This window comes from Pseudomonas zeae (assembly GCF_014268485.2).
Taxonomy (GTDB): domain Bacteria; phylum Pseudomonadota; class Gammaproteobacteria; order Pseudomonadales; family Pseudomonadaceae; genus Aquipseudomonas; species Aquipseudomonas neuropathica.
Window position 1 is genome coordinate 5,933,755 of record NZ_CP077090.1, and the last position, 12,784, is coordinate 5,946,538.

Annotated in this window: 3 protein-coding genes and 1 pseudogene; 2 read left to right on the forward strand and 2 right to left on the reverse strand. The window is 51.1% G+C overall.

Going from position 1 to position 12,784, the window contains the following annotated elements:
- Positions 1 to 228: 228 nt before the first annotated feature.
- Positions 229 to 590 (reverse strand): annotated as a pseudogene (locus HU754_RS29550) (type 2 periplasmic-binding domain-containing protein); the annotation flags it as partial.
- A 1,785-nt stretch (positions 591 to 2,375) separates the two neighbouring features.
- Between HU754_RS29550 and HU754_RS26215 the strand changes: the two are divergent.
- Both HU754_RS26215 and HU754_RS26220 read left to right on the forward strand, forming a co-directional pair.
- Positions 2,376 to 2,798, forward strand: coding sequence for a sn-glycerol-3-phosphate transporter (locus tag HU754_RS26215; RefSeq protein WP_275959763.1), 423 nt, complete (start codon positions 2,376 to 2,378; stop codon positions 2,796 to 2,798).
- Between the two features lie 1,215 nt (positions 2,799 to 4,013).
- The gene (locus tag HU754_RS26220; RefSeq protein ID WP_186624039.1) at positions 4,014 to 9,161 is read left to right on the forward strand and encodes an Ig-like domain-containing protein; all 5,148 of its coding nucleotides are present in this window, start codon (positions 4,014 to 4,016) and stop codon (positions 9,159 to 9,161) included.
- A 121-nt stretch (positions 9,162 to 9,282) separates the two neighbouring features.
- On the opposite strand, the gene HU754_RS26225 is transcribed toward HU754_RS26220, so the two are convergent.
- On the reverse strand, positions 9,283 to 12,705 hold the full coding sequence (locus HU754_RS26225) for a hybrid sensor histidine kinase/response regulator (RefSeq protein WP_217827579.1): 3,423 nt from the start codon (positions 12,703 to 12,705) through the stop codon (positions 9,283 to 9,285).
- Positions 12,706 to 12,784: the final 79 nt, after the last annotated feature.

Consider the following 12,784-nt stretch of genomic DNA (forward strand, 5'->3'; position numbering starts at 1 on the left):
GGGCCGGGCTGGGGAGGGGGCACTCTTGAACAACCTTGGCCTTGACGGATCTGGAGTCGGAGCGGCGTTGTGGCTGCATGAAGTATCCGTTTAAATGGCTAGCGGGGCTGGGTAGATGGCTTGGCCAGACGGAAACGGATAACGGGCATGCGGTGGATGTGAACGGGCTTTGACTTCGCCTGCTCTACTCAGCCAGTCACGCCTGGCTCAGTTTAGGTATCGCAGAATTTATTTACCTCTACGAGGTTCGTCCTCGGTCAGAGGCAGAATCGGAAGCAGACGATCAAACTGTTCCTGGGCCCGGCGACTGAATAACCTCAACAAGTCATTCAACGTATGGGGCAGCGGTTCTGTAGCGCCTGTCACCGCGTACAGGGTGATGAGCAACGGTGGATGGCAGGTGAGGCACCGAGAGCGGTGAACGGATCGATCACCGTTAGTCCAGCACCAGATTCCACCATCATCCTAGCAAGTGAATAGGTCTGCACGGCAATGCGAACCTTGGGCGGCGGCTCGATCATTTCGATGTAGCTTTCGAGTCGGGCGGCAAGCGGGTCGGCGCTGGACAAACCAATCAGGGGCGCACCGGCAAAAATATTCCACCCAGTTCCAATTCACATAAGGACAGGCAGGATGCGTCGCTTTGTTAAGCTCTTCGTACAGCTTCTGATGCTCAGCAAGTATGCTTGGATCGCCGCCACGTCTATAAAATCTTGCCATTTTCATTACTAAATTTTCCTTTTTGTCGCACACGTGATATGCGCAGCAACCTCTCTGGCACATGATTGCTCTAACTTAGAGTAGAGCAGCAGCACTCTATCTTTGGGGGCCCATCAACACTAACGCCTACATAGAATCATAGGATTTGTTGGATATCGAAGCGACCAGTGTGGCTTGACAGGGACAACTACTGACACTGTCCAGGGTACTAGCCAATCTACCTCCATTCCCAGGTCTAGACGGTTTGTTCGAGCCGAGGGACATCCCACCTATAATCACATAGATCTTCCCGTCTTGTCCGCAAGTGACGCAGTCACCCTCTCTAGAATGGGCAAGAGAAAGAACCTTGGTGTCGTTTGAGCCCAGAACACGGCCACCGCAGCTAGTTTTGTCGCCTGGGCGGATGAAATACCTAATTGCCATCACTTTACCTTGAGTTATTCTTCACCTTAAGAAGCACCAGATGAACACCTGAAGTTTCCATATTACCGAGAAAGGAGTGCATTGGCTTTTTGACGAGTCAGAAAAACGAATTCCTACTGACAGTCAAAATAAAGTAGTTGCACGAAGTAAAAACCCCATAAAACAATTGCTTTGAAGCGACAATTGGCTTTAGCGAAATTTTTAGGATTGCTTTATTTATGACGTTGGCACAAAAGACGCGGCAGAATTTTAGCGAAACTCTCCGACACAGAGCTGCACGCAAGCGCCCCCCCTACATAAACTATATCGAAGAACTGGCACCCACAATCTGGTTTATCCGAAGAGCACAGCCGGGCGAGTATATGGACACCAGCAAACCATTGACCTCTATTGAGCGAATGAGATTTTTCTCAAGCGAGATGCGGTGCAACCACTATAGTCCAGTCAAATCCTAAGCGTTTCACAATTTTTAGAATATATCCTATATAAAAACTCACATGCAAGGCGCACAGTTTAACTCCTATCCACATCAATAATTACATGCAAGCATGCACGAATTAACGTCAAGAGTACTAATCGCTGATTTGCAATTATGCAACCAAATCAAACTCAAACGGCTAATCAACAGATTTGGCTACCCTCGTGTCGCCTCAGTTTCATCGCTTCGTGAGTTGATGACCATGACTCATTACTCTTGCGAGCCGTTCGAAAACTTTGATGTATTACTACTGAATGATGAGTTAACATTCGCCGCTGGAATTGACGCTGAGAAATTCTGCGTTGGCAACTTCCAAATCAGGCACGCACTAATCTACGGCAGCCGAAGGCATAGAGAACTTCCTTTAAGATGTTGTACTTCAGCGCCTCATCAAATCTGGCGCGTGCAATCACTCACATCAAATTCGCTTTATGATTTCATGAGTCACATTGATAAATCCCTAACCAAAAATTTCTCGCATAACGACGATCGGATAATTTTAGCGCACCCTCTCTAGATCATGACCAATATGTACACCACATTAAATTCTTTTAAAATTCAAACAATTTTTAAGCTTTTTTAGTACCCGTCCTGGTTAAAATTCCAGGTTAGAATATTTACTATAATACCCACAAACAAGCGCTTTTTCTGGATTCGCATCGTTCAGAAATAACTGCTAATTCTAAAATATTCGGATCGGGAATTTTTGATTTTGTCTAATTTAAAGCTAATCTCTATCTTAGGTTTAACTCTGGTGTCTTTTCTGACTCAAGCAAATGAAGCTGATAATTGGTATCTGCAGACTAGTGTCTACACAATGCACTTTAATCCTGCCCCAGAGCACAACAATAATCAGAAGCTGATCGGATTGGAGTATCGGGACGAGTTAAATCGGATCGCAGGCGGTGCTACGTTCCGCAACTCCTTCAATCAGAGGTCTAATTACGCCTACGCAGGTAAGCGCTTCGACAGTGAACAAAGCCCCTTCTACCTGAAAGTTACGGGTGGTTTCATTCAGGGTTATCGAGGAGAATACAAAGACAAGATACCGTTGAATCGATATGGAGCGGCACCTGCAATCATCCCATCCGCAGGATTAAAAGTAGGAAAAATTGGCGGAGAAGTCGTTTTGCTAGGCAACTCCGCACTCATGATCAACCTTGGGGTTTACCTCTAAACCAATTGCCAAATCGTCATCTATATATTCGCATGATTTCAAAGCTCATCGCATTTTGACGAGCACTATAAAGCCTCCACTCCCTGTGAACTATGTCATAGGGTAGAAATATACTGAGACGTTTAGTGCCGCTAAGCTCGCCAGTTCGAGGGGGGGGATCAGTATGCATTCCAATCGTAATCCCAACCACTGCACCGTCCTTACCATAAACAGGACCACCCGACATTCCTACCATGATCGGTCCGTCATGTACCGCATAAGGCGTAGGGTCGGAGACGTCACTTAACCGCACTCGTGTATTTTTAGCGACTCCCTCACCCTTCACATCAATGGAAAGCGGACTAGAACCTACCGCTGTTACGGCTTCACCTGCTTCAACGTTTCGCCAAGCAGGTAACGGCCCCTCGGCTGTATGCCTGAAAAACACCAGATCACAGCCAGAACTACAGCTATACACCACATTGTTTAGGTTCGGAATATGAGCCACGGTAACCGCAATGTCTTGATTCCATTGAACGGCTACCCCCTGAACCTGATAGGCCCGCGGGGAGCTTGAATGAACGTTGAAATACCCGAGGTAGCTTTCTGCGGTTGTAATTGGACTTGGCATTCCATTACAGCCTGACAACAACAGACTCAGTACACCTAAAGTTATACCGCGCATGCTATTTCTCTCTCGTTACGGCGCATGCCCATCGTGATCGCAAAAAAGCAAGCATCACTCTGATGCTTTCAATCTGACCGCAGCGCCTTCATCCCCCCAAGATTAGAACAAGTCAGAAATGCTGCTAGGCGCTTTTGCAAGGAAAAATTTCCGCACGTGCAAAATCGTTAGCTTGCAAACTAATAATTTTCTGTTCAGTCGCAGAAAAATCGGTATTTTTTCATTTCAATATCAAAGACTTGATTAACTAGTCTCAAGAAAAAGAGTAATCAACTCATCAAAATAAGAAAAGACCCAATCAATCGATTGTAAGCCGTGCTCACGCCGCGATTTAGGACAGGTCAGATACTCAATTTTCGCGTCTCTCTTTAGGCTTTCACTACGCAGAATTAGGGACATACCTGCACCGACGCTTTCGAAACAAAGCAACCGGTGAAGCTCATTTATGGAGTGGCCTTCGATGCGCGTTGATTCCTGTGACGTGATCATCTGCACGGAGTTTTTATAGCGTGCTTCTCCCGGCAACAGGAAAAGCACTCACCAGTAACTAAATGAAGTTTATATTCCATATGAAAAATCTCGTTGATAGCTCCATTCAATTCTCGGTCATTACCGAGGACTCCTTGATGCAGACCTATACCTTGAGTTCGGCTCAGGACATGACTGTACAATCGCTGATGTCCACGTCGAATAACCTGTACGTGCTGCAACAGCTTGGAACCGAATCCATTGAGGAAACAATCGTGGCCGAGCGCTCTGGAGAAGATCTTCTCTTGTCGTTCCGCACTCAGGAGCAATCCCGCCCAGCGCTGACACTGGAGCGTTTTTTCGCCAACAACGGTCAGTTGCATATACTTCAACAGGACGGTCAGTTCGTCCGCGCCCTTTCGGCACAAGATAACGCGCCACAAGGCCCGCAGGTATTGCTGTCACAGCCAGAACCGCAACAGGAAAACAGCACCGTGGGGCTGCTCCATCAATTGATGGTCCCTGACGTTACTTCCTCACCGATTCAGCTTGACGCTACGACCATTCATGTCAACACCACCGAACCAGCACCTGAGCCTAATCAATCGGCAGCCTTGCCTCAACTGACGATGATGCCAGCCGCACCCGCGCCTTTCGCTGCACCTCTGATTGCCCCTGCGCTCGCCACGCCACCGCAAATCATCAATGCGCTTGATCAGTTGGGTGATCGCCAGGGCAAACTCAATTCCGGAAGCGTAACTGACGACAAGTTTTCGACGTTGCAAGGTACTGGCCCTGCAGGCGCAACCCTGGAAATTTTTGACGGCAGTGAGCTCATCGGCGAAGTAAATGTCGATGGCAGCGGGAACTGGACGTTTGAATCAGATCAGCCATTGGATGAAGGCGGTCATGTGCTGTCCGCACAAGTGAAAGGCGGCGGCGATACATCCAATTCCTTTGTTCTAGTTATTGATTCGATCGCCCCCAGAGCCGCCGAGATCTCTAGCATTGTCGATGACCGCGCAACCAGCCACGTCATCGACAAAAATGGCCATACTGGCGACAACACTCCGATAATCAGTGGCCAAGCCGAAGCTTTCAGCATGGTTGCCATCTACGTAGGCAAAACCCTGCTGGGCACTAGCTTTGCTGACGCCGCGGGCTCCTGGCAATTCTCCTCGTTCTTCATCTTGCCTGATGGTGAGTATTCCATTACTGCCAAGGCTATCGACTTCTCTGGCAATACCAGTCTCGCGTCGAAAGCTTACAAGATCACCATCGACACCACCCCTCCTGCAACGCCAACCATCGTGCATGCCGAAGACAATGTGGGCCTCCAGCAAGGCTTACTCAACTCCGGTGCACTGACTGACGATCGCACTCCGAGTCTGTCTGGCAAGGCCGAGGTCGGTGTGACCGTCTTCATCTACGACAACGGCAGTTTAATCGGTACAAGTGTCGTCGACACCAGCGGCAATTGGTCGCTAACTCCGGCATCGGATCTTAATAATGGCGCGCACAATTTTACTGCCGTCGCGCGTGATCTGGCTGGCAACCTCAGCACCCAAAGCGAGACTTTCGAACTGGTCTTGGGGGCTGACCGCACGCAGACGCCAACAATCGGCGCGGTGATCGACGATGTTGGCAGTATCGCCGGAGTACTGACCACCGGTGACTATACTGACGACACACTGCCGACCATGCAAGGCAAAGCCAACGCTGGTGACACGATCCGGATTTATGACAATAACATCTTGATCGGGGAGGCCGTGACAGATGCGCAAGGGAACTGGAGTTTCACGCCTGCCCAGGAACTGCTTGAGGGCCCGCACTCCCTGACAGTGCAGGCCATCAATGAGACCAGTTCGCCAAGCGAAATGTCTCTTCCCTTTGACCTAACAGTTGATATCTCTGGGCCGGATGTTTCACATCTGAGTATTACCAACGTCTATGATGATGAGGGCAGTGTTACCGGCAACATCATCTCTGGCGGTCGAACCGACGACCAGACTCCAAGCGTGAGCGGTACTGGCACCACCAGCGATACTATAATTTTGTATGTCACAGACTCCACCGGCACCCGCGAAGTGGGTCGGTCACTGGTGGGTAGCGATGGCAAGTGGTCTGTTGACGTGCCAGAAGCGCTACGCTTCGGCCAAAACGCTTTCACAGCCGTAGAAGTTGACGCAGCTGGCAACGCGACGCCTCATAGTCCCGCTTATACCGTAACTATTAGCAGCGACGAAGTTGGCGGTTTCGACCTTTCAGGAACGAACTCGTCAAGGCAAATCAATACGACCGCGCAAGGCGAACAGAGTAATCCTCAGGTAACTAGACTCGTCGATGGCAATCTAGTTGTAGTATGGCAGCAGAACACCAAAAACGCTGCTGGTGGTTATGACGTCGTAATGCAACTGTTGGATCCGACTGGCACGCAAAAAATTGGCCTGGAGCAACTCGTTAGTCAGCGTAACATCAACAACCAAGACAGCCCACAGGTCACGGCTTTGGCTGACGGAGGTTACTTGGTGGTTTGGGAGTCCAATCAAGGCAAAGATCTAGACAACGATGGCGATGGTGTATTTGCACGCCGATACAGCGCCGATGGTAGCGCAGAAACCGACGAGTTTCTGGTTAACCAGACAGTTACTGGCCTGCAACGAGCCGCAACTACAATGGGACTGCCTGATGGAGGATACATCATTTCCTGGTACAGCGATCAGGGCAGCCAATCGATTATGCAGCGCACCTATGATGCCAACAACCGTGCTGTAGATAGCGAGATCATTGTCAAAAGTGGTGGGGCGCTTGCGCGTACCGGAGGCCCACAGACGGCCCTCTTTGAAGACAACGATCACGCAGGATGGTACATCACCGTATGGAGCGACGCTACAAACGGCAATGATGTGCTCGGTCAATTGCGCAAGATCGACGGATCTGCCGCCGGCCCTGTCCTGACTCTTAACACCACGCTGGATAATTCGCAGAACTTTCCGAATGTCATTACGCTGAAGGACGGAAGCTTCGTAGTATTCTGGGATACTAACGACAGCAAAGCTGTCGGATCGGATATTCGTGCGGCCCAATATACATTTGATACCTACACAGGAAAAACTACAGTGGTGGCCGGCGGTGACTTTATCGTCAACGAATACCAGGTGGGTAAGCAATACAAGCCTGTAGGTGTGGCGCTGGACGATGGCGGTTACATGCTCTTTTGGGGTTCGGATGGTGGCGATGGTAACGGCTCTGCCGTTTACGGCCAACGCTTCGACGCTAACAGCCATAAAGTCGGACACGAATTTTTGGTTAACCCAATCACTCAAGGTAACCAGGGTGCCGGCTGGGACAATATCGACCTGCGACACATGCTTGGCGCGACAATGATGGAAAATGGCGATGTCTTTGTTACTTGGCAGAGCGATAACATCGACGGCGACGGTTTCGGTATTGAGGGTGCTACGATTGATATCGATGCTGGGTTCTATTCAGAATTTCAGGTGAATACTACTGAGCAAGGAGACCAGCAGTTCGCGAACTCAACGGCATTACCTGACGGTGGTTTTGTAGTCGTATGGGCTTCTAACAGCGAGCCTATGGCTCAACTGTTCGATGCCAGTGGGATGCCCGTCGGGCAAGAGTTTCATGTTAGCGCAAAGCTTGCGAATTCGGCAGTAAGACCGGACGTCACTGTTTTGACAGATGGCACATTTATTGTAGGCTGGCATAACTGGGAAAATAACAAGGATGTCGTGCATTATCAGCACTTTGGTTACACCTATGACGAAAATGGACGAGTCACCGGCTCTACTAAAATTGGCGAAGATATTACTGTCGACCTTCCAGGCTTCCAATGGAATCGCTATGTTAATATTACCGCACTTGACGACGGCGGATATGTTCTTGTCTGGCAGGCACAAACTCAATCAGGACAACCATGGCAGGTTATTGCTCGCCAATACACTGCTAACGGTGAATTAGTAAACAACGATATATTTGTTGGACAAATGGGCTACGGAAGTAATGGTGATACACCATCCGAAGCGATGGTTACGACACTTAAGAATGGCATGATAGTAATTTCCTATGAGAAGGAAAGCGGCGATGGCGACATCTATTTCCGCACTTTCGACCCAAAAAATCAGACTTTAGGTGAAGAAACAATTGCCAATCAAACAACAAATGACCACCAAGGCTCGCCTTCCGTGGCAATGTTGTCAAATGGCAACTTCATTGTAACCTGGGACTCGGCAGACACTAACGGTCCCGACCAGTCTGTAAAAAGCAACTGGGGTCGAATTTTTACACCGGATGGATTATCGGTATCCAATGAGTTCCTTATCAACTCGTTCACACCAGGAGCGCAACAGCGCCCAATAGCTATCAGTCGACCTGGCGGAGGATTTGTCGTTGTCTACCCTTCGCAGGCAGACACGGCACCTGGATTAGAGACTTTTGGTGTTTATGCTCAATTCTTTGATGATGCTGGCAATCGTGTGGGTCAGGAAATGCGGATCCATCAGCTAATGCAAGGCGATCAAGTCATGCCAGACGTATCGTTCCTTGCAGATGGAAAGATGTTTGTTTCATGGACAGACAAGGGCATGGGCGATGGCAGCGGCTCCGCTGTCAAGGGCCGAATTATTGACTTGGACGCTACCTTGGGACTTGGCGTAACAGTTGATGCTGGGGAAGCTCATCAGGGCTTCGCGCTTACGGTCGGGGAAACTACCGGCAATCTGTGGATGTTGCTCGATGATGGTTCAATGTCTGGCTTGATGCTGACGGATCAGTCACTCTCATCTGTTCATGGTGGTAGCGGAAATGACGTGATCGGTATTTCGGACACATCGTTCACCTTCATCAGCGGCGGTTCCGGGATTGATACCCTACTACTGGATGGTAAGAACATGACGCTGGATCTGAACACACTGGTAGACCGCATTACCGGGATTGAGAAAATTGATCTCGGCCAAGGTGGCTCGAATACTCTGAGCCTCGACACGAACGCTCTCGATGGCCTGGGTCAAACAAACATGATGCTTACCGATGGCAAAAATCAGTTCGTGATCAACGGTGACGCGTCGAACTCGATCCAGCTAAAAGACGTTGCGTCCGAGACTTGGATAGATGCAGGACAGGCCGAAATCAAAGGCGTGGTCTACCACGCCTACGTATCTGGCTCCACGGAGTTGCTGGTCGAGGAAAGCATTCATGTGACCGTGCTTTAAGCAGCCGATGTTGAGAATATTTCTGCATTGGAGGGGACGCGCAGAAACATTTAACTTGCAGCTATTGCTGCTTTAATTGAACGGGGAGCCTTGGAGGCTCCCCGTTTTGCCATCTGCTTTTCTATTTGAAAGCCCTCAGCTCGGAAAGTACGAACGTCAACTCCCTCCTCAGCAACTCTATTTCCTGCTCGGCTTCTCTATTCAAGCTCGACGAACTAAGCTTGATGACACGCTCGACAAGCGCTTCCGCTCCGCCCGAGGACCTGAGGACGATGGCTTCTACGGCTTTTCGAAACAGGGTGACGGATTCAGCAGCCTCGTTCACGCCCATTGACAGAACATTGCTTTCGACTTGATCGACATGATCTGACAGCACCTCCATCCCAAATACGCGAAACGCCCCTTTGAGTGAATGCAGCTCCAGCATCGCTTGCTGCGTATCGCTGGAATCCTGCGCCCGCAAAAGGATAGCCAGCGAGTTCTGGCAGGCTTGTTCAAAAACGGCCCGCACATCTGGCGGTAGAGCTTTTCCTGCGAGCCACTCATCTTGAGATGCGGGGGCTGACTGAATGGCTACCTCGTTCACAGGCAAGTTACAGACTTTGCGCAATGCCCTCTCCAGTGCGGCCAACGATAGCGGCTTGGTCAGAACACCAGCCATTCCTGCGGCCTTACAGGCCTCATGCTCTTGCACGGTCACGTTGGCTGTGGCGGCCAATACCGGCATTTGCGGCCAGTGAGCGCTTGCCTGACGTGCCAGCTCATAACCGTCCATCCCGGGCATCGACAGATCCGTTAGTAGTACATCGAACACCTCACGCTGCAAGTAGCTCAGCGCCTGCACGCCATCCTCGGCGAGTTGCGCCTGGCAACCCAGCAATGCCAACTGCTCTTGGAACAGCCGCCGGTTCACTGGATTGTCCTCGGCTACCAACACACGCAGCCGTCCTGGCAAGGTCAATCGCATCTGCTCACGCTCCGGCAGATATTGCCCTTGCAGCGCGTGGCGCATCGCACTCGCAACCCCCTTCAGGCCATACACAGAGGCACTCAGCACATGCCCTTCGGCAATCGGCTCGCTGGGGCCGTCAGGCCCGCAGTCGATCACCCAAGAAGACTCCTCCACAAGACGGAGCTCGTCGTTCGGGTGCCAGGTCATTCGATCACCCCAGATCAACAGTGCGTCAGCAGACGCAAGGGCCGCTTCGCTCAGTTGTGCCGGGTGCTGATAGACATCAACGCGCACCCCCCAACTTAGCAGCACGCGCTTCAGGTAATTCTGCCAGTGCGGCATTGAGGCCAGCAGCAGAACCTGCTCACCGTCGAAAGCAGGGCAGTCAGGCCGGCTGACTTCTTCGGTCAGTGGCAACGATATGAGGAACACACTGCCCTGCCCTGGTTCGCTGCGAACGGACAAGGTTCCACCCATAGCCTGGGTCAGGCGCGTGCACAGCGTCAGACCCAGACCGGTGCCGCCGTAACGACGATTGATTGTTTCATCCGCCTGACTGAAGGCACGGAAGACTTGTTCCATTTGCGCCGGCGACATACCGATGCCAGTGTCTTCGACCTCGATGTTCAGTCTTGAGCCAATGGCATCAATGTCAATGCGCAGCGTCACCTGCCCCTGCTCGGTGAATTTCAGTGCATTGGACAACAGGTTATTGAGCACCTGTCCCAAACGGGTCGGATCACCCAAAAGCGGCTGAGTCGCCGTCTGCCCGAGTTCGCCTACAAGAGCGAGGCCTTTATTACGGGCGACGGGTGCGAAGATGGCCAAGGTACGCGTCGCAACTTCAAGTGCATCGAACTCAATGCGCTCCAGGTGCAGTTCACCCGCCTCGATTTTGGAAAAGTCCAACACGTCACTGACGATTGCAAGGAGGCTGTCCGACGAGCGCCGGATCGTCTCCAGACGATCACGCTGCTCCTCCAGCGCCGAGTAAGCGAGCAGCTCCAGATTGCCAAGGATGGCGTTAAGCGGCGTACGGATCTCGTGACTCATGGCTGCCAAGAAAGACGACTTCGCGGCATTGGCAGCGTCAGCTGCCTCTTTGGCTTCCTGTAAATGCTGCTCCAAATATTTCTTGGTAGTGATATCCGTAAACGCCACCATCAGCACATCATTCCCTTGATAACGAGCAGGCACCATGCTAATCGACAGGCTCACTAAACCTTCACTGGCCGTTTCAAAGGTAAGCTCTTCAGAGACGGGTTCCGACTCGCTGTGCGCCTTTATTTGCAGGCGATGACGGTAGCAACGGATCAATTCAGCCTGCAGAACATCCCCCCCCCCCCGAACCCGTTCCTGCATTTGGATCATGGAAGGGCTTCGCAGCAGCGGCTCGCCGCTGTCGGCAATCAACAGACCTAGACCAACCGGTGCTGTCTCGATCAAAGTACGACTAAGTTGCTCGCTCTCGAATACCAACCTAGATTGTTCAACGGCCGGTGCAATGACTCGCGTCTTTACCACGAGCAACAAAAACCATGTCATCAGGATAATGATGCCGCCCGACACCACCGACGTAACCAGTTGGGGCTGGATTCCAGCAAGAATATCGCGCCATGACAGGATATAGACCATCACCCAATCACCCTGTGCTAGAGCCCAGCCATACACTACATAGCCGTCTCGATAGCTTGAACGAGTCTGATGACCAAGCCCCTCTTTGACCATTGCCCCCGCCAAATTGAGCAAGTGCTGAGGAGGAGCATCATGGCAGGGCATTATCATGCTCCCGCTGCCGTCCAGGATAATGCATTCCCCCTCAAAGCTGGATTTCGGTAGCGCTGCAGCCAGTGACTTCGCTGGAAGCTCGAATACTAGCGTTCCAAAATCTTGCCCGTCGGAGTCATGAATCGTTGTCGAAATCCGGAACGCGGACTTGCCCGTCAGCGGGCTTTCATAAGCAGGCAACCATTGCAGCATAGGAACTGCTCCGGGTACTTTGCTCTCAGCGGTGGACGGGGGAACCTCTATGCCTGAGGTCAAGCGAGTTGTCAGCAGCGCTCGCTCTTGGATCAACTGCTGCTGCCACATGTCTCCCTGCCAGGGTGTTACTGTCACCATAACGAAACGTTTATCCGGGCTGAAAAGATAAGCGCTAAGTTTCCCCTCGTTACGTGCAGCGATAACCGAGGCCACTGATGACATGTACTGCCCCAAGTGGAGATAAGACCAAGCCTCCTGAGGGTTCATGGTCGGATCGTTGTTTATTACCAACGCATGCTGGGATTCTGGCAAAGACTTGATTTGCAACGCTGATCCGCTTTCTTCGAAGTGTTTCAGCAGTACCTCATCAACTGGAGCTTTTACTTTTAATGCCAGCTCAATGTTTTGCACGTTATTGCGCAAAGTGGCGATCGTGCGAACCCCGACTTCATTGAAGGGACGAGCATCATTGGAAAATTCATCCTGAACCAGAGAAAGGTAGCCCCTAACGCTGGCCGATATTTCAAACACACAAGCCAACAACACCAGCACAGTGATCAATAAACCACCGCCATTCACCAAAACATACTGATTGCGACGCAGGCGCAACAGTACTCCTTCCTTCGCGGGTATGACCATTGATCATTAACTCGTAAGCGCTTGATTGAATGAGCGTAGGCGATTGTGG